22 protein-coding genes are annotated in these 22779 nt (G+C 68.0%); all 22 read right to left on the bottom strand.

Translation table 11 applies throughout. From position 1 onward, the window contains the following. Window positions 1–4: 4 nt before the first annotated feature. Window positions 5–496 (bottom strand): CvpA family protein, encoded by a 492-nt coding sequence (locus E6C76_RS00265; protein WP_136346274.1) that lies wholly within the window; start codon window positions 494–496, stop codon window positions 5–7. A 10-nt stretch (window positions 497–506) separates the two neighbouring features. Further along, window positions 507–1226 carry an SPOR domain-containing protein gene (locus tag E6C76_RS00260; RefSeq protein WP_136346273.1) on the bottom strand — a complete coding sequence of 240 codons (720 nt, stop codon included), beginning with the start codon at window positions 1224–1226 and terminating at the stop codon, window positions 507–509. A gap of 9 nt (window positions 1227–1235) precedes the next feature. Further along, window positions 1236–2543 carry a bifunctional tetrahydrofolate synthase/dihydrofolate synthase gene (folC, locus tag E6C76_RS00255; protein WP_136346272.1) on the bottom strand — a complete coding sequence of 436 codons (1308 nt, stop codon included), beginning with the start codon at window positions 2541–2543 and terminating at the stop codon, window positions 1236–1238. A gap of 13 nt (window positions 2544–2556) precedes the next feature. After that, window positions 2557–3429, bottom strand: coding sequence for an acetyl-CoA carboxylase, carboxyltransferase subunit beta (gene accD, locus E6C76_RS00250; RefSeq protein ID WP_136346271.1), 873 nt, complete (start codon window positions 3427–3429; stop codon window positions 2557–2559). Next, window positions 3426–4241: a tryptophan synthase subunit alpha gene (trpA, locus tag E6C76_RS00245; protein WP_136346270.1), complete on the bottom strand. Its 816-nt coding sequence runs from the start codon at window positions 4239–4241 to the stop codon at window positions 3426–3428. Before trpA ends, accD begins: the two co-directional genes overlap by 4 nt. Before the next feature lie 43 nt (window positions 4242–4284). Beyond that, on the bottom strand, window positions 4285–5499 hold the full coding sequence (gene trpB / locus E6C76_RS00240; RefSeq protein ID WP_136346269.1) for a tryptophan synthase subunit beta: 1215 nt from the start codon (window positions 5497–5499) through the stop codon (window positions 4285–4287). Further along, the gene (locus E6C76_RS00235) at window positions 5486–6109 is read right to left on the bottom strand and encodes a phosphoribosylanthranilate isomerase (RefSeq protein ID WP_136346268.1); all 624 of its coding nucleotides are present in this window, start codon (window positions 6107–6109) and stop codon (window positions 5486–5488) included. The genes trpB and E6C76_RS00235 overlap by 14 nt, the downstream gene beginning before the upstream one ends. Further along, complete coding sequence (truA, locus tag E6C76_RS00230; RefSeq protein WP_136346267.1) at window positions 6110–6904, bottom strand: tRNA pseudouridine(38-40) synthase TruA; 795 nt, start codon at window positions 6902–6904, stop codon at window positions 6110–6112. Window positions 6905–7049: 145 nt separating this feature from the next. Then, window positions 7050–7673, bottom strand: a complete 624-nt coding sequence (locus E6C76_RS00225) for a CbiQ family ECF transporter T component (RefSeq protein ID WP_230976113.1) — start codon at window positions 7671–7673, stop codon at window positions 7050–7052. A 68-nt stretch (window positions 7674–7741) separates the two neighbouring features. Continuing rightward, complete coding sequence (locus E6C76_RS00220) at window positions 7742–10840, bottom strand: FimV/HubP family polar landmark protein (protein ID WP_136346266.1); 3099 nt, start codon at window positions 10838–10840, stop codon at window positions 7742–7744. Window positions 10841–11042: 202 nt separating this feature from the next. Then, on the bottom strand, window positions 11043–12176 hold the full coding sequence (asd, locus tag E6C76_RS00215; RefSeq protein ID WP_136346265.1) for an aspartate-semialdehyde dehydrogenase: 1134 nt from the start codon (window positions 12174–12176) through the stop codon (window positions 11043–11045). Window positions 12177–12207: 31 nt separating this feature from the next. Then, window positions 12208–13260 carry a 3-isopropylmalate dehydrogenase gene (gene leuB, locus E6C76_RS00210; RefSeq protein WP_136346264.1) on the bottom strand — a complete coding sequence of 351 codons (1053 nt, stop codon included), beginning with the start codon at window positions 13258–13260 and terminating at the stop codon, window positions 12208–12210. Window positions 13261–13288: 28 nt separating this feature from the next. Next, window positions 13289–13927, bottom strand: a complete 639-nt coding sequence (gene leuD, locus E6C76_RS00205; protein WP_136346263.1) for a 3-isopropylmalate dehydratase small subunit — start codon at window positions 13925–13927, stop codon at window positions 13289–13291. Next, a complete protein-coding gene (locus E6C76_RS00200; protein WP_136346262.1) occupies window positions 13924–14052 on the bottom strand; it encodes an entericidin A/B family lipoprotein in 129 nt (42 codons plus the stop codon). The genes leuD and E6C76_RS00200 overlap by 4 nt, the downstream gene beginning before the upstream one ends. A gap of 17 nt (window positions 14053–14069) precedes the next feature. After that, window positions 14070–15482 (bottom strand): 3-isopropylmalate dehydratase large subunit, encoded by a 1413-nt coding sequence (leuC, locus tag E6C76_RS00195; protein ID WP_136346261.1) that lies wholly within the window; start codon window positions 15480–15482, stop codon window positions 14070–14072. A 90-nt stretch (window positions 15483–15572) separates the two neighbouring features. Next, window positions 15573–16391 (bottom strand): M48 family metallopeptidase, encoded by an 819-nt coding sequence (locus E6C76_RS00190; RefSeq protein WP_136346260.1) that lies wholly within the window; start codon window positions 16389–16391, stop codon window positions 15573–15575. A 2-nt stretch (window positions 16392–16393) separates the two neighbouring features. After that, entirely contained in the window at window positions 16394–17563 is a 1170-nt protein-coding gene (locus E6C76_RS00185; RefSeq protein ID WP_136346259.1) for an MFS transporter, read from the bottom strand. Window positions 17564–17642: 79 nt separating this feature from the next. After that, the gene (locus E6C76_RS00180) at window positions 17643–17891 is read right to left on the bottom strand and encodes a YdcH family protein (RefSeq protein ID WP_136346258.1); all 249 of its coding nucleotides are present in this window, start codon (window positions 17889–17891) and stop codon (window positions 17643–17645) included. A 105-nt stretch (window positions 17892–17996) separates the two neighbouring features. Then, window positions 17997–19124 (bottom strand): chorismate synthase, encoded by a 1128-nt coding sequence (aroC, locus tag E6C76_RS00175; protein WP_136346257.1) that lies wholly within the window; start codon window positions 19122–19124, stop codon window positions 17997–17999. A gap of 80 nt (window positions 19125–19204) precedes the next feature. Further along, on the bottom strand, window positions 19205–19519 hold the full coding sequence (ilvN, locus tag E6C76_RS00170) for an acetolactate synthase small subunit (RefSeq protein WP_136346256.1): 315 nt from the start codon (window positions 19517–19519) through the stop codon (window positions 19205–19207). Window positions 19520–19521: 2 nt separating this feature from the next. Continuing rightward, window positions 19522–21189, bottom strand: a complete 1668-nt coding sequence (ilvB, locus tag E6C76_RS00165) for an acetolactate synthase large subunit (RefSeq protein ID WP_136346255.1) — start codon at window positions 21187–21189, stop codon at window positions 19522–19524. A gap of 292 nt (window positions 21190–21481) precedes the next feature. Further along, window positions 21482–22750 (bottom strand): glycoside hydrolase family 3 N-terminal domain-containing protein, encoded by a 1269-nt coding sequence (locus E6C76_RS00160; RefSeq protein ID WP_168734194.1) that lies wholly within the window; start codon window positions 22748–22750, stop codon window positions 21482–21484. Window positions 22751–22779: the final 29 nt, after the last annotated feature.

Genomic DNA, 22779 nt, shown 5'->3' with positions numbered 1-22779 from the left:
CTGCCTATCTGAAACGGACTCGATCGGCCACCGCATCGGGCAGCCACGGTTTGGCGGCAATTACCGCCGTTTCGAGCGGCGGCGCGAACAACGCGTTGGACCACCAGGGCTCACGCGAAATCCCCACCATGCCACCCAGCAACACCACAACAAACGCAATCGCCAAGCCGCGCGCCAGACCGAACACGGCACCGAAGAAGCGGTCGACGGTGCCCAGCCCGATCGCGCGCAGCAATTCGCGCAGCAGAAAACGCACCAGCGCGGCGAGCAGCAGGACCACCACGAAGATCAGCGCGAACCCGGCCACATGCCGCCATGCCGGCTCCGCGATCATCCCGGAGAACAACGCCGCGCCCTCGTTGGCATAACGCCAGGCCAGAAACAAGGCGAGGATCCAGGCCACCAGCGCCATCACCTCGCTGACCAGCCCGCGCCACATGCCGATGGCGGCCGACAGCGCCAGCACGCCGAGAAACACGTAATCGAAAACCGTCATCCGCAGCCGTCTACCGCGCGGTCACCACTGGATTCTGCCCCAGCGTCTTCAGCCGCTCGGCGGCCCGGTCGGCCTCGGCGCGGTTGCCGAACGGCCCGACACGCACCCGGGTGACCGTGCCGGCCCGCTCGGTATAGGCGGCGAAGCCCTTGCCCTTCAATTCGGCGGCCAGCGCCTCGGCACGGGCGGATTCGCCGAACGCGGCAATCTGCACCACGAATCCGTTGGCCGCTGCCGGCGCGGCCGGAGGCGGCGTCTGCCCTTCCAGGATGGCGCGCACGCGCGCGGCCTCGTCCTGCGGCGGCTGTGCCGGCGGCCGGGTGGCGGGCGCGGGCTGCTGCGGTGCGGCGGCAGGCTGGGAGGGCGGTTTCGTCTGTGCGGGGGGTGCCGGCTGCTGCGGCTGCGCGGCGGGCGGTGCCGCTGGCGTGGCGGGGGGACGGCTTTCCGGCGGCGCTGTTTGCGGCGCCGGGGCCGCCGGCGGTGCGGGCGGCTGCTCCTGCGGCGGTGGCGCTACGTCGGGTTCGACGTTCAGCGGCGCGCGCCCGGCGATGGGGCGCGACAACTCGGCATCGCGGTCGGGAATGGTGATCTGGATATCCTGGCCGGAAGGGCCAGGCTCCTGGTCCATCACCATCGGCAGGATGATGGCGGCCAGCAGCGCGAGCGCGGCTGCGCCCACCAGGCGACGCCGCGAGCGCTTTTTCAGCTCGACGTTGTCTGTGTCGGTCACGCGCTCACCTCAGTGGCGTTCGGCACGGATCGCGGCCAGCACATCGGCCACGGTCAGAAAGGAACCAAGGGCGACGATTCTATCACCCTCGGCGGCGCTTTTCCGCGCTGCCGCATACGCCTCGCGCGGCGAATCGAAACAGCTTGCATCCGCGTCGATGCCGGCGGCGCGCAGACGCACGGCGAGCTCTTCGGACGACAGGCCGCGCGGTCCGGGCAGGCTGGCGAGCAGCCAGTGGTCGACGCGCTCGCGCAGCAGCGCCGCCACGCCTTCGACGTCCTTGTCGCCCAGCATGCCGAGCACCGCCCAGGTCCCCGGATAGAACCCCATGCTGCCCAGGTTCTCGGCCAGCACGCCGGCGGCCTGGGGATTGTGCGCCACGTCGAGCACCACCGCCGGGCGCCCGGGCAGTACCTGGAAGCGGCCGGGCACCTCGACCAGCATCAGGCCCTCGCGCACCGCCTGCATCGGCACCGGCAGGCGCGTGCGCACCAGGTCCAGGGCGGTCAGCACCGCCGAGGCGTTAAGCAGTTGGTTGACGCCGCGCAGCGCCGGATAGGCCAGCCCACCCCGGCGCGTCAGCACCCCCTGCGCGGGCGGCGCGGCATAGCGCCAGTAGCCCCACTGCTGACGGTCGCCGCCAAAGCCGAAATCGCGCCCGCTGATCCACAGCGGCGCACCGATGGCCTCGGCATGGGCGATCAGGCTGGCGGGTGGCTGCGGATCGCCGCACACCGCCGGGCGGCCGGCACGGAAAATGCCAGCTTTCTCGAAACCGATCCGTTCGCGCGTGCCGCCGAGGAAATCCATGTGATCCATGGCCACGCTGGAGACGATGGCGCAATCGGCATCGAACACGTTCACCGCGTCCAGCCGCCCGCCCAGGCCCACTTCGAGGATGATGGCATCCAGCGGCTCGCGGCAGAACGCCCACCAGGCGGCCAGCGTGCCGTGCTCGAAGTAGGTCAGCGGCGTGTCGCCGCGCGCGGCCTCCACCGCCGCGAAGGCAGCCGCCAGCGCGGCATCGTCGATCTCGCGCCCGTCGATGCGCACGCGCTCGTGGTAGCGCAGCAGGTGCGGCGAGGTGTAGCAGCCGACGCGATAGCCGGCGGCCACCAGAATGGTCTCCAGCATCGCACAGGTGGAACCCTTGCCGTTGGTGCCGCCGACCGTGAGGATCAACGCAGCGCTGCGCGCGTCCAGCGCATCGCGCACGCGGCATACCCGCTCCAGGCCCAGTTCGATGGCCTGCCCATGGCGTTGTTCGATCAGCGCCAGCCAGTCTGCGGTACTGGCCGGCGTTTTCGCTGCCGGCATGGACGGGCGCCGCTCAGGCGCCGACCGCCGGCTGGCGGGTCAGCAGGGTGAGCAGTTCGGCCAGCTTGGCGCGCATCTGGCGGCGGTCGACGATCAGGTCGATGGCGCCCTTCTCCAGCAGGAACTCGGAACGCTGGAAGCCTTCCGGCAGCTTCTCGCGCACGGTCTGCTCGATCACGCGCGGGCCGGCGAAGCCGATCAGCGCGCCCGGCTCGGCGATCACCACGTCACCCATGAAGGCGAAGCTGGCGGATACCCCGCCCATGGTCGGATCGGTGAGAATGGTGATGAAGGGCAGCTTGCGCTGGGCAAGCTGGGTGATGGCCGCAGTGGTCTTGGACATCTGCATCAGCGAGAACAGCCCTTCCTGCATGCGCGCGCCGCCGGTGGCGGTGATGCAGATGAAGGGCAGGCGCTGCTCCAGCGCGGCCCTGGCGCCGCGCACGAAGCGTTCGCCGACCACCGAACCCATCGAACCGCCGAGGAATTCGAATTCGAAGCAGGCCACCACCACCGGCACGGTCTGGATGGCGCCCTGCATGACCACCATGGCGTCGGCCTCGTCGGTGTCCTTGTTGGCCGCCGACAGGCGCTCGGTATAGCGGCGCGAGTCCTTGAACTTGAGCGGATCGACCGGCACCACCTCGGCGCCGATCTCGAAGCGCCCCTCGGCGTCGAGCAGCATGTCCAACCGCGCGCGCGCGCGGACGCGCTGATGATGGCCGCACTTGGGGCACACATTGAGGTTGCTTTCCAGATCCGAGCGGTAGAGCACCGCCTCGCAGGCCGTGCACTTGCTCCACAGGCCTTCCGGAATGGACTTGTTGCGCGCGCTGACCTCGGCGCGCTTGATCTTCGGGGGAAGCAGTTTCTGCAGCCAGCTCATCGGGCCGTTTCTCCGATCTGGTCCAGGGCGCTGCGGATGCCCCGGATGAAGTCCCGCACCCGGACCGTGACCTGGTCCGGGGCACTGTTTTCGATTTCTTCGATGATGCGGCTGCCGATCACCACGCCGTCGGCCAGTTCGCCGATGCACCGCGCGGATTCCGCATCGCGGATGCCGAACCCCACGCCCACCGGCAGGCCCACGGCGGCACGGATCTGCGGAATGCGCTGGGCGACCTCGTCGAGGTCGATGCTGGCCGAACCGGTCACGCCCTTCAGCGACACATAGTAGATATAGCCGCTGCCCGCGCGCGCCACCTCGGCGAAACGCTCGTCCAGCGAGGTCGGCGCGAGCAGGAAGATGGGATCGAGCCCGGCGGCCTTGGCGGCGGTGGAAAACTCCACGCACTCCTGCGGCGGGTAATCGACCACCAGCACGCCATCCACGCCGGCGGCCACCGCGGCCTCGATGAAGGCACCCTGTCCCATGGCCTCGATGGGATTGGCGTAGCCCATCAGCACCACCGGGGTGTCCGTATCGGTCTGGCGGAATTCGCGCACCAGCCCCAGCACCTTGCGCAGGCTCATGCCCTTGGCCAGCGCGCGCTCGGAGGCACGTTGGATGGTCGGGCCGTCGGCCATCGGGTCGGAAAACGGCACGCCCAGTTCGATGACGTCCGCGCCGCCCTCGACCAGCGCGTGCATCAGCGGCACGGTCAACGCTGGATCGGGATCGCCGGCGGTGATGAAGGGAATCAGCGCCTTGCGGCCGGCGGCCTGCAAACGCTGAAAGCTGGCTTGGATTTTCGACATGTTCGTATACACGCGGCGGGGCGTTCGACACGCCCCGGTAGAGTCAGAAACGGATGCCCGAACGCTCGGCGACGGTGTGCATGTCCTTGTCGCCGCGGCCGGAAAGATTGACCAGCAGGATCTTGTCGCGCCCCAGTTGCGGCGCCAGCTTGGCGGCCTGGGCGAGCGCGTGGGAAGACTCCAGCGCCGGGATGATGCCCTCGGTGCGGCACAGCGTATGGAAGGCAGCGAGCGCCTCGGCGTCGGTCACCGCGACGTACTCGGCACGCTCGCTGTCCTTCAGCCAGGCGTGCTCGGGGCCCACACCGGGGTAATCCAGGCCAGCGGAGATCGAATGCGTCTCGATGATCTGCCCGTCCTCGTCCTGCATCAAGTAGGTGCGGTTGCCGTGCAACACGCCGGCCTTGGCGTTGGCGGTCAGCGGCGCGGCGTGGCGGCCGGTGTCGATGCCGTCGCCGGCGGCCTCGACGCCCACCAGCTTGACGCCCGGCACGTCGAGATAGGGGTGGAAGATGCCGATGGCGTTGGAGCCGCCGCCCACGCAGGCGATCACGTAGTCGGGCTGGCGGCCCGCCATCTCGGCCATCTGCACCTTGCATTCCTTGCCGATCACCGTCTGGAAGTCGCGCACCATCACTGGATAGGGGTGCGGGCCGGCGACCGTGCCGATGATGTAGAAGGTATTGCCGATGTTGGTGACCCAGTCGCGCATGGCTTCGTTGAGCGCGTCCTTGAGGGTGCGCGAACCGGATTCCACCGGCACCACGGTGGCACCCAGCAGCTTCATGCGATACACGTTGGCGGCCTGGCGCTTGACGTCCTCGGCGCCCATGTACACCACGCATTCCATGCCGTAGCGCGCCGCCACGGTGGCGCTGGCCACGCCGTGCTGGCCGGCGCCGGTCTCGGCGATCACGCGCGGCTTGCCCATGCGCCTGGCGAGCAGTGCCTGGCCGATGCAGTTGTTCACCTTGTGCGCGCCGGTATGGTTGAGATCCTCACGCTTCAGGTAGATCTGCGCGCCGCCGAGCATGTCGGACCAGCGCCGGGCGTGGTAGATGGGACTGGGGCGGCCGACGTAATGGGCCAGTTCGTATTCGTATTCGGCGATGAATGCGGGGTCCCGGCTCGCGGCTTCATACGCCACGCGCAGTTCGTCGAGCGCCGGGATCAGCGTCTCGGCGACGAACACGCCGCCATAGGGGCCGAAGTGGCCGCTGGCGTCGGGAAACGGATAAGGCGTGTCAGCCATCTGCATTGCGAACTCCGGCGATGAAAGCGGTGATCAGGCGGGCGTCCTTGATGCCCTTGGCGGCTTCGACCCCGCTGGACACATCCACCGCCCAGGGACGCACCCGCCGCACCGCCTCGGCGACGTTGTCCGGCGCAAGGCCGCCCGACAGCACCAGCGGACGCGCGAAGCCATGCGGAATCAGCGACCAGTCGAACACCTTGCCGCCGCCGCCATAACCATCCACGAAAGCATCGAGGAGAATTCCTCGCGCCCCGGGATGGGAAGCCGCGAATTCTACCAGATCGACTCCGGCACGCATCCGCGCCGCCTTGATCCACGGCCGACCGTAGCGCGCGCACTCGGACTCATCCTCGTCGCCGTGGAACTGCAGCAACTGCAGCGGCACACGCGCCAGCACCTGGCGTACATATGCCTCGTCCGCATTGACGAACAGGCCCACCGCGGTCACGAAGGGCGGCAGCAGCGCGGCAAGCTCCGCCGCGCGCTCGACATCCACATGGCGCGGGCTGGGCGGATAGAACACGAAACCGATCGCGTCCGCGCCCGCCTCGACGGCGGCGCGTACGTCTTCCGGCCGAGTCAGGCCGCAGATCTTGATGCGGGTACGGGACATTCAGATCAGGGGAATCCGGGGCAGCGCGATGATACGCCCTTCGTCGGGCAGGGACCACCGCGCCGGATAGTCCACCCCGCACAGATACAGGCCGTCCGGCATGAAGGTCGGCGCCGCGCGGGTACGGTCGCGCTGCATCAACAATTCGCCGATCCATGCCGGCGGATGCTTGCCCTTGCCGACGTAGCACAGCGCGCCGACCAGGTTGCGGATCATGTGATGCAGGAAACCGTCGGCATGGAAGTCGAACACCACGTACTCCCCGTGCCGCGTCACCTCGGCCTGGTACAGGTCGCGCACCGGTGTGCGCGCCTGGCAGCCCGCCGCGCGGAACGCGCTGAAATCATGCCTTCCACGCAGCAGCGCGGCGGCGGCGGCCATGCGCTCCACGTCCAGCGGCGAATGGAACCAGCCCACCCGCCCGGCCAGCAAGGCCGGCCGCACCGGTGTGTTGTGCAGCAGATAGCGGTAGCGCCGCGCGACGGCGCGGTAGCGGGCATGGAAATCCTCATCGATCTCCACCGCCCAGCGCACCGCCACGGCGGCGGGCAGCAAGGCATTCACCCCGCGCACCCAGGCGCCGGGCGGGCGCACGCTGGCGGTATCGAAATGCACCACCTGCGCGCTGGCATGCACCCCGGCATCGGTACGCCCGGCGCAATGCACGCGCACCGGATGCGCGCAGATGCCCGCCAGCGCCTGCTCCAGCGCATCCTGCACGCCGCGCCCGTGCGGCTGGCTCTGCCAGCCGAGAAAGGCATCGCCGGCGTACTCCACCCCCAACGCGATTCTCATCCCAGGCCTCCCGCCGGGCCGCCCCAAGGAAGGCCTGCGCCCCCCTGGGGGGGTAAGGCAGGGGTTTCACGGCGCATTGTGCCGTGCCTGCCGAACGGGCCGGCTGTGCAAAGCCGGCCCTCCGCGAACGTAGTGAGCGTGGGGGTCATTTCACCATCCAGCACGACACCGCGATCAACCCCGCCAGCAGCACAACATCCCATGCACGAAAACGTTCGCGGCGCAGCAGCAGGACTTCTTCCGGCCCGGTCGCCGGCTCATCCGCCAGCCAGTCCCGCCAGCCCCTGCCGCCCGGCGCATCGACGTAGCGCAGCACCAGCAGCATGCGCACCGCCACACGCTCGGCCGACAGGCCGGCCCAGGCCAGCGGCCGGCTCAAGGCATACAGGCCGCCGATCAAGCGCTCGGTCGGCAGTTTCTCCAGCAGGATGGCCACGCAGCACACCACCGCGAGCAGACGCCCCGCGTGTTCGAGCGCCTGCCGCACCCCCTCGCGGCTCGGGCTCCATGCCGGCCATGCCGGAAAGAACGCCTCGCCCGGCGTGAAGCCGGCGAACAGCACCACGATGGCGATCAGCAACACCCGCACCCGGCGCACCAGCCGCTGGACCCGGACGGGCGCGAGCAGCAGGGCCAGCACGAGCAGCACGGCAACGGCGAAGGCCAGGGATCGCGGAGGCAGGAACTGCAGCAGGCCTACCCCGAACATCCAGGCGAAGATCAACACACCGGCGTGCATGCGCGCGCGCAGAACGGAAAAACCAGGCATCCAAAACAAACCCGGCCGCAAGCGGCCGGGTGGCGGGACAGCATTGAAACGCGTGCGTGCACGAAACCTCAGTCGAGACGGGCGAGCAAATCGCGCGCAGCGCCCTGCTGTGCTTCGCTGCCTTCGCGCAGCACTTCCTCGAGCAACTCGCGGGCACCTTCCTTGTCGCCCATTTCCTCGTAGGCGCGCGCCAGTTCGAGCTTGGTGTCGACTTCCTGGCTGGGCAGATCGCCCAGCGCGGAAAACGCTCCGCTCTCTGCAACCGGCGCGGCCTCTGCCGGAGTTTCCTCGGCGGCCGGCGGTTCGAGGTTCAGGTCGATGCTCGACAGATCGAGCGCGGGCGGCTCGCTCTCCGGCGCCTGCGGCGGCGCGTCGATTTCCAGGTCGAAGTCCAGCAGGCTGTTGTCGAAGCTGGTCTTCTCCAGATCAATCACACCTTCCTCGGTACTCTCCGAACCAAAGGTGCCGGAAGACTCGATCACCGTGTCGGCCAGATCGAACAGCGTGGCCTCACCCGATTCGAGGTCGAGCCTGCGCTCGTCGGCCTGCCCGCCGGTGAAGGTGCCAGAGGATTCGACCACGGTGGAGGCCGCATCGAACGGCACGGCAGCCGCGGCGGCCGGTTCCCCAGCCTTCTCCGCCGACGCTGCGGCGGGCTCGGCGAAGGCCTCCAGCGGCATCTCGGTCGAGGCGCCCTGCTCCGACGGCGCGGCAGCGGGCAGGTCGAAATCGAGGGAGAACTCATCGACCGGCGGCGCCTCGACCGGCGCTTCGGCAGCCTCCGCAGCGGGCTGCTCGTCCAGGTCGAAACCCAGATCGAAGTCGAGCACGTTGGTATCGATCCCGGCGGCATCCTCGGTGGCCGACGCCTCAGCGGCCGGCACCTCGGCTTCCGGAGTCGCCTCAGCGGGTATTTCACCGCCTTCGGCGAACGGCGACAGGCCGCCCGGCATCGCCCAGGTATCCTTCAACTGCTGGGCATCCGCGGCAGCGGACGGCACGCTTGGCGCCTCCGGCTCCGCAGGCGCGGAAACCTGCTCCGGCGCGGGCTCCACCGCCGCGGGAGCCAGATCGGGCAGTTCGAAATCGAGTGCGCCGAGGGAATCTTCCGCGGCGAAAGCCGACTCCTCGACGGTGGACGCTTCCTCGATGGCCGGCAAGGCCGCATCGTCTTGCGCTGCCACGGCCGCCCCGCCGGCTGCGGCGGCTCCCAGCGCGGCGGCTTCGGCCGGCTTCAGGCCACTCTCGGTACGCGGCCCGCTGGCGGGCTCGTCCCCGCCACTGGCATAGAGCGGATTGGCCGGATCGATCTCCCGGCCCATCGCGGCGGCCTTGGCCCATTCCGGTCCATTGCCTTCGGTACGTGCATAAAGCTCGGCCGCGGTGGTCTCGAATTGCTGAAGGCTCTTGCGCGCGGCATACACCTCGAGCAGCTTGAGGTAGATGGCCAGACGGGACGGATCGGCCTTCAGCGCATCGACGAGAATCTCTTCGGCCTGCGCATCACGCCCGTAGGCCATGTACACGTCGGCCTCGGCAACCGGGTCCACACCCTCGTCGGTATCGATGGAGGACAGCCCGGACTGGCTGAAATCGGTCTGCAGCACGCTACTGCTGCTGGTATCCACACTCTGCCCGCCGGTCGCGCCGAACACCGAATTGGGGCCGGTGGGGGCCGCGGAGAGCAGCACGGAATGGCCATCCGGCGCGGCATCCTGCTTGCGCCGCTGGCGGACCTTGTACCCGGCATAGCCGAGCAGCAGGGCCAGCACACCGCCACCGGCGGCGAGCGTCAGCGGATTGCCCAGGAGCTCCTCGAGGAAACTGGGTGGCGGAGGCACCGGCGCGGGCGGCGGTGCGGGCCGCCGCGGGGCCGGCGGCTTGGGCGCAGCGGGCGGCTCCGCCGGTTGCGCGGCCGCAGCGGCCGGCGCAGGTTCAGGTGCGGGAGCCGGCGCAGGTTCAGGTGCTGCCGGCGCGGGCGCTGCCGGCGTTTCGACCGCTGCCTGGGGCGCCGGCTCGGCCGGTGCGGCGGCGGCCGGTTGCGCAGCGGGGTCGATACCCAGTTGACGCTGCAGTTCGGCGAACTGTTCGCTCTTCAGTTCGAGCAGTTGCTGCAGATCGCGGATACTGCGCTCCAGCTCCGCCTGGCGGGCACGCGCCTCGTTGATCTCGTTCTCGCGCGCGATCTGGTCTTCTTCCAGCGCGCGCAGGCGCTCGAGCAATGCCTGGTCGGTAGCCGGCGCCGACGCATCGGGCGCGCGGGAAACCTGCACATGGTCCGTCCCCGGCGCGACCGGCGGCGGTTCCGCCACGCGCGGGGTGATCTTGCCGGCGCTTTCCTGGGTGGCCGGCGCGGCAGCGGGAACCGACGCGGCGGCCCCGGCGAGTTGCTGGCGATAGGCGTCGAAATCGGCGGCATGGGCAAGCACTTCGCGACGCGCTTCCTGCGCGTTCACCGCGCGTACTTCATCAGCCTCCGGTATGCGCAGGATGCTGCCGGCGCGCAGGCGGTTGATGTTGCTACCGTCGAAGGACTCCGGATTGGCGCGCTGCAATGCGATCAGCGCCTGATCGAGCGAGGCGCCTTCCGGACGGTGGGCGCCGGCGATGCGGTGCAGGGTGTCGCCCCGCTGCACGCGGTAGGAATCCGGGCTCGCCTGCGGGGCAATCACGGGCGCGGCCGGGGCCGGCCTGACCGGAGCGGCGGGTGCAATGGCGGCGGCGGCCGGGGCCTGCGCGGCCGCGGGACGCGGCACGACCGGCGGGGGCGGCGCCAGATCGACCGGATCGAGCAGGAAGGTGTATTCCCGCACCAGATTGCCGGCAGCCCAGTTGAACTCCAGCAGGAGATCGAGGAAAGGTTCGTTGACCGGCCGGTCGCTGCTGATGCGCAGCACCGGGCGCGCACCGCTGACATCCACGCTAACCTTGAGCAGCGACAGCGCGGCGGAATACTGGATATTGGCCTGACGGAAGGCTTCCGGCGAGGCGATGCGCGCGCTGAGCGTCTGCAATTCCTGCGGCGTGGCGGTCAGGGGAACTTCCGCACGCAGCGGCTGGCCAAGGCCAGTCAACACATTGATCGGCCCCGCGCCGAGCGCATAGGCGCCGGAGGGGATGGATGCAATCGCGGTCGCGATCAGGGATGCCTTGAGCAAAGTTTTCATCGTTTTCTGCGCGTTCCCTTACCGAAGCCGAGCTATAAAGAACATAGCATCATGGACTTGGGCTAGCAATCTAGCATCTTCTTTAACTTCTCGCAGCAATTGTTTAATCCGCAAGATTAAAGAAACGCCGAGACAACAAGGCTTTTCAAATACCCAAAAGAAGAACGGGCATCTCTTTCGAGATGCCCGTTCCGCTGTCGCCTCAGCGCTCCAGCAGGATGCGCAGCATGCGGCGCAGCGGTTCGGCCGCGCCCCATAGCAGCTGGTCGCCCACGGTGAAGGCGCCCAGGTATTCCGGCCCCATGGCCAGCTTGTGCAGCCGGCCGACCGGGATGGACAGCGTGCCGGTGACGGTGGCGGGCGACAGTTCGCGCTCGGTGATCTCGCGTTCGTTGGGCACCACCTTCACCCACTGGTTGGCCGATGCGATGATTTCGCTGACCTCATCCAGCGGTACGTCCTTCTTCAGCTTGATGGTCAGCCCCTGAGAATGGCAGCGCATCGCGCCGATGCGCACGCACAGGCCGTCGATCGGAATGCTGCCCGCGCTGCGGAAGGCCGGCTTGCCGAGGATCTTGTTGCACTCCGCGCCGCCCTTCCACTCTTCCTTGGACTGGCCGTGCTCCACCGGCACGTCGATCCACGGGATCAGGCTGCCGGCCAGCGGGGTGTTGCGGAAGTTCTTCTTCGGGAAGGCATCCGAGCGGATGGTTTCGGCGACCTTGCGGTCGATGTCGAGGATGGCCGAGGCCGGATCGGCCAGCAGGTCGGCCACCGAGCCGTGGATGGCACCCATCTGCGCGATCAGTTCGCGCATGTTCTGCGCGCCGGCGCCGGAGGCGGCCTGGTAGGTCATCGCGGAGATCCATTCCACCAGGTCGTGCTTGAACAGGCCGCCCAGGCCCATCAGCATCAGCGACACGGTACAGTTGCCACCGATCCAGTTCCTGCCGCCCTGGGCCAGCGCCTGGTCGATGACGTGGCGGTTGACCGGGTCGAGCACGATCACCGCGTCGTCGGCCATGCGCAGCGCGGAGGCGGCGTCGATCCAGTGGCCGTTCCAGCCGGCGGCGCGCAGCCTGGGGTACACCTCCTTGGTGTAGTCGCCGCCCTGGCAGGTGACGATGATGTCGCAGGCCTTCAGCGCGTCGATGTCCGAGGCGTCCTGCAGGGCCGCGCCCGCTTCCTTGCCGCCGAAGGACGGCGCCTTGCCGCCGGCGTTGGACGTGGAGAAATACACCGGATCGATCAGGGCGAAGTCACCCTCTTCCACCATGCGCTGCATCAGCACGGAACCGACCATGCCGCGCCAGCCGACCAGACCTACCTTGCTCATTGCCTTTCCTTTAAGCCAGTTTCAACGAATCCTACAGCGCCGCCAGCACGGCGTCGCCCATTTCCCGCGTGCCGACCTTTTTGGTGCCCGGCTCGAAGATGTCGCCGGTGCGGTAGCCTTGGGCGAGCACCTTCTTGACCGCGCCCTCGACACGCTGCGCGGCCTCTTCCAGGCCGAAGGTGTAGCGCAGCAGCATGGCCGCCGACAGGATGGTGGCCAGCGGGTTGGCCACGCCCTGGCCGGCGATGTCCGGCGCCGAGCCGTGCGAGGGTTCGTACAGGCCCTTGTTGTGCTCGTCCAGCGAGGCCGAGGGCAGCATGCCGATGGAGCCGGTGAGCATGGAGGCCTCGTCCGAGAGGATGTCGCCGAACATGTTGCCGGTGACCATCACGTCGAACTGCTTGGGCGCACGCACCAGCTGCATGGCGGCGTTGTCCACCAGCATGTGGGTGAGTTCCACGTCCGGGTATTCCGGTGCCAGTTCATTGGCCACGTCGCGCCACAGCTGGGTGGTTTCCAGCACGTTCATCTTGTCCACCGAGCACAGCTTCTTGTTGCGCTTGCGCGCGGCCTCGAAGGCCACGCGCAGGATGCGGCGGATTTCCGACTCGGTGTAGTGCATGGTGTTGAAGCCGTAGCGCTCACCGTCACGCTGTTCGATGCCGCGCGGCTGGCCGAAGTAGATGTCGCCGGTGAGTTCGCGCACGATCAGGATGTCCAGCCCGGCGACCACTTCCGGCTTCAGCGAGGACGCATTGGCCAGTTCCGGATACAGGATGGCCGGACGCAGGTTGGCGAACAGCCCAAGTTCCTTGCGGATGGCGAGCAGGCCGCGTTCCGGACGCTGCTCGCGCGGCAGCGTATCCCATTTCGGTCCGCCCACGGCACCCAGCAGTACCGCGTCGGCTGCGCGCGCGAGCTTCGAAGTGGCCTCCGGATACGGCTGGCCGGTGGCATCCACCGCGCAGCCGCCCAGCAGGGCCTCTTCCAGTTCGAACTTCAGGTCCAGCGCGCGCAGCACACGCACGGCCTCGGCGGTGATTTCCGGGCCAATGCCGTCACCGGGCAGAACGCAAATCTTCATCCAGACTCTCCAGTGCGCCCGAACAGACTCAGGCGTAGTAATACGGGTGTTGGGCGCGCCGCTGCTCTTCGAAGGCGCGAATCTTGTCGGCGTGGCGCAGGGTAAGGCCGATGTCGTCCCAGCCGTTGAGCAGGCATTCCTTGCGGAACGGATCCACGTCGAAGGCAATCACCTCGCCGTCCGGACGGGTGATGGTCTGGGCGGCCAGATCCACCTTCAGGCGGTAGCCCTCGGTGGTTTCGCACTGGCGGAACAGCTCGTCCAGGATCACCGCGTCCAGACGGATCGGCAATAGCCCGTTCTTGAAGCAGTTGTTGAAGAAGATGTCGGCGAAGCTCGGCGCGATGATCACCCGGAAGCCGTAATCCTCCAGCGCCCACGGGGCATGTTCGCGCGAACTGCCACAACCGAAGTTGTCACGCGCGAGCAGCACCTGCGCGCCCTGGTAGCGCGGCTGGTTGAGGACGAAGTCCGGGTTCTTCGGGCGGCCCGAACAATCCTGCCCCGGCTGGCCCACGTCCAGGTAGCGCCACTCGTCGAACAGGTTGGGGCCGAAGCCGCTGCGCTGGATCGACTTGAGGAACTGCTTGGGGATGATCGCATCCGTATCCACGTTGGCGCGATCGAGCGGGACCGTCAGCCCATCGACGACATCAAAAGGCTTCATTTGTCCGCGGCCTTCTCGATGGCCTGGCCACCTTTCTGAACATCCTTGCCAATGCCCTTGACGGTATTGCAACCTGAAAGCGCCATGCCTGCCGCGACCAATACTGCAACCACGATCGTCTTCATGCCAGTCTCTCCTATGGTTATTGGCTCAATTCGCGTACATCGGTGAAACGACCGGTCACCGCCGCCGCAGCGGCCATGGCCGGACTGACCAGGTGCGTACGCCCACCTGCTCCCTGGCGTCCCTCGAAATTGCGGTTCGAGGTGGACGCACAGTGTTCCCCCGGCTCCAGCCGGTCGGCATTCATCGCCAGACACATCGAACAGCCCGGTTCGCGCCATTCGAAGCCGGCATCGATGAAGATGCGGTCCAGCCCCTCGGCCTCGGCCTGCTGCTTGACCAGCCCGGAGCCCGGCACCACCAGCACGCGGCGCACGCTGTCGGCCTTCCTGCGGCCACGGGCCACCGCCGCCGCCTCGCGCAGATCCTCGATGCGCGAGTTGGTGCACGAACCGATGAACACCTGCTGCACGGCGATCTCGGTGATCGGCGTGTTGGCCTCCAGGCCCATGTACTTGAGCGCACGCTCCACGCCCTCGCGCTTGACCGGATCGTCGATGCGCGCAGGGTCCGGCACCTTGCCGGTGACCGTGGTGACCATCTCCGGCGAGGTGCCCCAGGTCACCTGCGGGGCGATGGCGGAGGCATCGATGCGCACCACCTTGTCGAACTGCGCGCCTTCGTCGGAGCGCAGCGTCTTCCAGTAGGCCACCGCCGCGTCCCACTGGACACCCCTGGGGGAGAAGGGCTTGTCGCGCAGGTAATCGATGGTGGTTTCATCCACCGCCACCAGCCCGGCGCGCGCACCGGCCTCGATGGCCATGTTGCACACCGTCATGCGGCCTTCCATGGACAGCGAACGGATCGCGCTGCCGGCGAATTCGATGGCGTAGCCGGTGCCGCCGGCCGTGCCGATCTCGCCGATGATGGCGAGCACCACGTCCTTGGCGGTCACGCCGCGCCCCAGTTGGCCGTCCACCTGCACCAGCATGGTCCTGGACTTCTTCTGCAGCAGGCACTGGGTGGCCATCACGTGCTCGACCTCGGACGTGCCGATGCCGTGCGCCAGACAGGCGAAGGCCCCGTGGGTGGAAGTGTGCGAATCCCCGCACACCACGGTCATGCCCGGCAGCGTGGTGCCGTTTTCCGGCCCGATCACGTGGATGATGCCCTGGCGCGCGTCCATGAACGGGAAATAGGCCAGCGAACCGACCTCGCGCAGGTTGGCGTCCAGCGTCTCGACCTGCTGGCGCGACACCGGGTCCTCGATGCCCCGCTCCCAATGGTCGGTGGGCGTGTTGTGATCGGCGGTGGCCACGATGGAGGTCACCCGCCACGGCTTGCGCCCGGCCAGTTTCAGACCCTCGAAGGCCTGCGGGCTGGTGACTTCATGCACGAGGTGGCGATCGATGTAGATCAGCGCCGTGCCGTCGGCCTCCTGGTGCACAACGTGACTCGACCAGAGCTTTTCGTACAGCGTTTGGGGGAGCATCCGTGTTTCTTCCGCGCTAAAGGAAAAGGTTTTGATTATTTCACAGGGCCGGGAGCCTGAACAGGCGGCGGAACAAGGCCCGCCGCGGGTTCAGCCCCCACCCGCAGGACGGTACAGCGGCATCACACGCTGCGCATAGTCGGCCAGATCACGCTGGCGGGTGGAATGCGAAGGGTGGGTGGACAGCCACTGCGGCGGCGCTCCGGACGAGCGCGCCGCCATCTTGTTCCACAGCGTGACCGCCGCGCGCGGATCGTAGCCGGCGCGTGCGGCCAGCTCCACGCCGATGCGGTCGGCCTCGGTTTCGTGCAGGCGCGAGTTGGGCAGCTCGAAAGTCACCGCCGCCACCTGCCCCATCAGGCTCTGCCCAGCGTCGCCCACGCCGAGCAGCGCGCCGGCCACCGAGACGCCGAGGCCGGTGGCCATCGATTTGGAGATGCGCTCGCGCGCATGCTCGCGCAGCGCATGGGCGATCTCGTGCCCCATCACCGCGGCGATCTCGTCGTCGGTGAGCTTCAATTGTTCGATCAGCCCGGTGTAGATGACCATCTTGCCGCCGGCCATGCACCAGGCGTTGAGTTCATTGGAGGTCAGCACATTCACCTCCCAGTTCCAGCGCGGCGCATCCGCGCGGAACACGCCGGTCTGCGCCGCCAGACGATCGGCGATGCGGCGCACGCGCTGCACCGTCGCCGCATCGCGGTTCAGCGCATTCTTCTTGCGCGCCTCGGCGAGCACCTCCTGGTACTGCTTGGCGGACGCCTGCTCCACCTCCTGCGCGGACACCATCATCATCTGCGCACGATCCACCCCCACCGCGCCGCCGCCCGTGGTCTGCACGGTCTGGCAGGCCAACACCATGGCGGCCGCCAGCACGACCGGCAACACATTGCCCAACACTCTGCGCATCATCATTCTCCTTCGTTCGCGCGCCCTTGCAGTTCGCGCCCCGGGCGCCAGCCATACACCAGCCAGAGCAGCCCGGCCAGCGCGAACAGCGAGCCCATGGTGTACGTCCATGCCGGACCGATGCCGTCCCAGGTCAGCCCGCTCGACAGCCCCCCCAGCATGCCGCCCGCGCCGAACGACACACTGCCATACAAGGCCTGCCCTCTGGATTGGAGCTTACCCGGAAACCACAGGTTCACCGCCGCGATGGCCGCCCCGTGGTAGGCGCCGAATGTGGCGCCATGTAACAGCTGGGCGAACACCAGCACCGGCAGGCTGCCCACGCCCCAGCCGATCAGCACGAAGCGCAGCACCGCCGCCGCGAAGGCGAACAGCAGGATGGCGCGCAGCGTGAAGCGACGCAGCAGCCTGGGCATGAACAGGAAGACGGCGATCTCCGCCACCACCCCGAGCGTCCACATCCAGCCCACGAGCGCCTTGCCGTAGCCGTAATCGACCAGGTAGATCGAATAGAACACGTACAGCGCGCCATGCGCGGCCGACATGAAGAAGCACGCCCCGAGCAAGGCGCGCACTTCGGGGCGGCGCAAGGTCTCGCCCAGACTGGCCCCGCCATCCCTGCGCACCAGCGCACGCGGCGCATCGGGCAGCCACAGCGCACAGAACAGGATGCCGCCCAGCACCAGCGCGGTCATCCACAGCACCGAAGCGATGGGCAGATGGTCGAGTCCATAGCCGATGCCCAGCACGGCAACCACGAAGCCCACTGAACCCCAGGCGCGGATGCTGCCATAACGGTTGCCCTGGCTGCCGAGATGGGCAAAGGTGACACCCTCGATGAGCGGCAGCGCAGCGCTCCAGAAAAACGCCATCAGCGCCATGCCGACGAACACGCCGGCGAAGGATTCGGTGAGGAAGAAGATCGAGAAGCCCGCCAGACTGGCGAACGCCGACAGGCGCACGATGAGCACCGGCACCCCGAGGCGATCCGCCAGCCAGCCCCACAGGTTGGGCGCGAGCATGCGCATCCCCTGCATCAGCGACATCAGGATGGCGATGTCGGTGGCCGAGAAACGCAGGGATTGCAGGTACAGGGTGAAGTACGGCGAGAACGCGCCGATGAAACCGAAGTAGAAGAAATAGTAGGCGGACAGGCGCCAATACGGGAACATCCGGGAGATTTTAACCGCGCGCGGGCCGCCCCGCACTCCGGGGCTGCGGCACGGCATGCCGCAGCAACCCGGCGCACACTCAGCCTGCCGCTTGCGCGACCAGCATCCGGTACAGATCGTCCTTCAGAATCAGCCGCCGCTTCTTGAGCACTTCGAGTTCAAGATCGGTGGCCAATTCGGCATCGAGTTCGATCCGTTGGACGTGACGATTCACGCTGTGATACTCATCGAACAGTTTGGCGAAATGCGCATCCGCCACTTTCAGATCGTGAATCTGTTGCTGATATTCCGGAAATTCACTGTGCAGATCGTGGGGTTCGAGCACCATGCAGCCTCCTTGGTAGTACAGGGAAAAATCTGCAGGTCGCCTCCAGCATACCCGCTCTGGCACAAAGAGCGGTAGACAACGGTCAACCGACGCGCGCTCGCACCCTCAACGCGGCGATGGAGGCCACTGTTCCCCGTCGGGCGCCAGGCCGTCGATCTTCGGCGTCGTGGTGACGACGTCACCGCACTGCGCGCGATGGCGCAAGGCGTGGTCGATCAGCACCAGCGCCAGCATGGCCTCGGCGATCGGCGTGGCGCGGATGCCCACGCAGGGGTCGTGGCGGCCATGGGTACTGACGATGGCCGGCTTGCCCTGCTTGTCGATCGAGCGGCGTTCCAGGCGGATGCTGGAAGTCGGCTTGATCGCCATGCTCACCAGGACGTCCTGTCCGGTGGAGAGGCCGCCCAGCACACCGCCAGCGTGGTTGGACAGAAAACCGTCCGGTGTCAGCTCGTCGCCATGTTCGCTGCCGTGCTGCGCGATGCAGGCGAAGCCGGCACCGATCTCCACACCCTTGACCGCGTTGATGCCCATCATGGCATGGGCGATGTCGGCATCCAGGCGGTCGTACACCGGCTCGCCCCAGCCCACCGGCACGCCGCGGGCCATGACGTTGATGCGCGCGCCGATGGAATCACCGGACTTGCGCAACTCGTCCATGTAGCTTTCCAGCTGCGGCACGATGGCGGCATTGGGCGCGAAGAACGGGTTGTCGAGCTCTTCCCAGGCCACGAAGGGAATCTCGATGGGCCCGAGCTGTGCCATCCAGCCGCGGATGACGATGCCGTAGCGCTCCTGCAGCCACTTGCGCGCGATCGCCCCGGCAGCCACGCGCACCGCGGTCTCGCGCGCCGAGGAGCGTCCGCCGCCGCGCGGATCGCGGATGCCGTACTTCTGCCAGTAGGGGTAATCGGCATGCCCGGGGCGGAAGGTCTCGGCGATGTTGCCGTAGTCCTTGGAGCGCTGATCCTGGTTGCGGATCAGCAGCGCGATGGGGGTGCCGGTGGTGCGGCCCTCGAACACGCCGGAAAGGATTTCCACCTCGTCCGGTTCGCGGCGCTGGGTAACGTGGCGCGACGTGCCCGGCTTGCGCCGATCCAGTTCCGCCTGGATGTCAGCGGCGTCCAGCGCCAGTCCCGGCGGGCAGCCATCGACCACGCAGCCGATGGCCGGGCCGTGGGATTCGCCGAAGGACGTGACGGTGAACAGCGTGCCTAGGGTATTGCCGGACATCGTTGAACTCGTGCGGGAAACGCGGGGGCGCAAGGGTCGGCAGTTTAGCACAGCGCCCCTGCCGCCCCGCCGGCCGGCGCTCAGTGGAAGAAGTCCTCCAGACGTTCGAAGACCTCGTGCTCGGCACCGTGGCGGCGCACCGCGCGCACATCGTTCAGCTTCTCCAGCTGGCGCACCATCTGTTCCAGACGCTGGTCGTCGTAGACCAGCAGCCAGATGCGGCTGCGCTTGCCGTCGGACACCGGCATGCACAGGATGCCTTCCATGTTGAACGCACGCCGCGCAAAGAGGTTGCAGATGTGGCTCATCACCCCGGGGTGGTTGTTCACGTCGATTTCCAGCACCACCTTGGCGAAGGTGGATTGGCGCAGGGGTTCAGCGACCTGTTCGATCATGGTCAGCCTCCGATCATTTCAGTGTTGGCGGCACCCGGCGGCACCATGGGATAGACGAATTGCTCGCGGTCGATGGAAACATGGATCAGGCACGGCCCCGGCGTGGTCAACGCCTGGGTCAGCGCCCCGCGCGGATTGGGCGCGCTGTCCAGATCGACCGACGGCACGCCGAAGCCCTCGGCGATGCGCGCGAAATCCGGTGCACCGCGATACCTGGAAGCGAACACCCGCTTGCCGTAGAACAGGTTCTGCTGCTGGTACACCAGCCCCAGCGAGTTGTTGTTCATCAGCACGATCTTCACGTTCAGCCATTCCTCGGCGAGCGTGGCGAATTCCTGGATGTTCATCATCAGGCTGCCGTCGCCGGAAAAGCACACCACCGTGCGCTGCGGCTCGGCCAGCGCCGCGCCGATGGCCGCCGGCACGCCGAAGCCCATGGTCCCCAACCCACCGGAAGTTAGCCACTGGCGCGGACGGCGGAACGGATAGGCCTGCGCCACCCACATCTGGTGCTGGCCCACGTCGGTGGCGATCACCGCTTCGTCGTCGAGCGCGGCGGCCACCGTGCGCACCAGGCCGTAATGGGTGCGCGGATCGTTCTGCGTGGCCCATTCCACCGGATGGCCCGCCTTCAGTTCATTCACGCGCGCCAGCCAGGACGGGCGCGGATTCGCATCGACCAGCGGCGCCAGCGCTTCGAGCACCTGCCCCACATCGCCATGGATGCCCACATGGGCCTGCTTGATCTTGTGCAGTTCGGAACGGTCGATGTCGATATGCACGATGCGCGCGTCGGGGCAGAACCTGGCGGCCTTGCCGATGGCACGGTCGTCGAAGCGCGCGCCCACGCACACCAGCACGTCGGCCTCTTCCAGCACGAAATTGGTGTAGCGCGCGGCATGCATGCCCAGCATGCCGATGGACAGCGGATGGTCCACCGGCATGGTGCCCAGCGCCATCAGCGTCATCGTGGTCGGCAGCCCGGCCTTCTCGGCCAGCGCCACGGCCTGCGCCGACGCCCCCGAATGCACCACGCCCCCGCCCAGATAGAGCACCGGGCGCTCGGCCGCGTTGATCATCCGCGCGGCCTCCTCGATGCCCGCGCGGTCGGAGGCCGGCAGCGCCTCGGCGGCGGCCGGCGGCGGAAAATCCTCGAAACTCACCTGCTGGTTCTGCACATCCTTGGGCACATCCACCAGCACCGGGCCGGGACGGCCCGACATGGCGATGCGAAACGCGGCGGGAATCACCTCCAGCAGTTCCTCGGCCGAACGCACCAGGAAGTTGTGCTTGGTGATCGGCACGGTCATGCCGTAGATATCCACTTCCTGGAAGGCATCCGTGCCGATCATCGACAGCGGCACCTGGCCGGTGATCGCCACCATCGGAATGGAATCCAGCCGTGCATCGGCAATCGCCGTGACCAGGTTGGTGGCCCCCGGGCCGCTGGAAGCGAAGCACACCTGCGGCACGCCGGACACCCGCGCCATGCCCTGGGCCATGAAGCCCGCGCCCTGCTCGTGGCGCGCCAGCACGTGGTGGATCAGTTCGCTGCCGGACAGCGCGTCGTACAAGGGCAGGATCGCGCCGCCGGGAATCCCGGCGATGGTGCGCACACCCTGGCGTTCCAACAGGCGCACGATGAGTTCGGCGCCGGACATCTGCTTCATGGTCTCTCTCCTCGGATGGTCCGTGGCGTCAAGACCGGCGGCGCAAAAAACGAAACCCCCGCCGGCCTGCGCGCCGACGGGGGTTCTGGATACGGTTGCTGCGGTGTGCCTGGACCCGTTACGACGCGCGACTGCCTACGCCTACTACTACGCGTACGGACAGGACTACGGCGAGCTTGCGGGTGAAGCGGTTCATTACGAAGCCTTGCGGACCGGTGGCAGCGATCTAACCACGAATCGCGGGCGGCTGGCAAGCATCACGGGGCATTCGTGCGATTGGCCCGTCCACCGATCAGCGCACCGCGGCGAGGAAATCGGCCAGCCGCCGGGCGCTCTCGGCCAGTCTCGCGGCGGCGATGCGACCGTCCTCGAAAGCCGCCGCCGCGCCGTACAGTGCCCGGTATACCTGGCGCGGATCATAGGTGACCAGCACCAGATCGACGCCGGCGGCCAGCGCTTCGGCCGCCACCCGGCCGATGCCGAGGTTGTAGACCGCGCCCATGTTGAGATCGTCGGTGAGCAGGATGCCGTCGTAGGCCCAGTCCCCGCGCAACAGGCCGGCGACGACGGCCGGCGAATGCGAGGCAGCATGCCGGGGGTCGAGAGCTTCGAGGGTCACGTGGCCGAGCATCATGGCGCTGCCGGCATGGCCGGCCAGGGTACGGAAGGGTAGCCAGTCGCCGGCCATTTCGCCGGGGCTGACGGCGAGGCGGGCCGGGTGCAGGTGGGTATCGCGGTCGATGCGGCGCAGGCCGGGGAAGTGCTTCAGTGTGCCGCGCACGCCGGCGGCCGACAACCCGTCCAGATAGCCGGCGGCGATTTCGGCGACGCCTTCCGGATCGGTGCCGATGGCACGCGCCGGAATGTCGCTGAACAGGTCGCCGTCCGGCCGCCCGGCCGGCTTCAGGTCGACCACCGGGCTGAAATTGAGATTGACGCCGAGCGCCGCCAGCGCGCTGCCCTGGCGCTGGCCGTAGGCCCGCGCCGCCCGGCCGGGATCGGGTTCTTCCGCCAGCATGGCCAGCGGCGGCAGCCGGTCGAGCAGGGGCGACAGGTGGCTGACCCGACCACCTTCCTGGTCGGCGGCGACGAGCAGTGGCGGCAGCCCGGCCCACCGCCGCCGTTCCTGCAGCGCGGCGATCTCGGCGCGGACTTCGGCAAAGCTGCGGTCGCGGATGTTGCGCCGGCCGACGTAGATGCCGCCGATCAGCCCCTTTTCCGCCAGTTCGGCGACCTCCGCGAAGTCTGTGTAGCCGACGATGAAATGCCGGCCGACGGCCTGCATCGCCGGTCCGGCGGCGAGCACGGCCTCGCGCTGCAGGCGCCAGGCGAGTTCCTGGCCGCCGGCCAGCAGCAGGGCGGTGGCGAACAGGATGCGGGCGGCCGGCATCCAGTGCTTCCAGCGCCACAGCGCGAAAACGGCCAGGGCGATCCATGCCGCCGTTTCCAGATGGCGCAGCCCGAACAGCAGCGGATGCTTGTAGTACCAGGCCGGCAGCAGCAGGACGATCGGCCACATTGCCCGCAATGCGGCGCTGACCAGGCCCGGCAGCCCGGTCAAGCGCCACGCCGGGGCGCGACTCGGCGCAA

The sequence above is a fragment of the Pseudothauera nasutitermitis genome (genome assembly GCF_004801295.1).
Classification (GTDB): Bacteria; Pseudomonadota; Gammaproteobacteria; order Burkholderiales; family Rhodocyclaceae; genus Pseudothauera; species Pseudothauera nasutitermitis.
The sequence above is the reverse complement of the archived record's forward strand: the minus strand, read 5'-3'. Positions and strand labels throughout refer to the sequence as shown.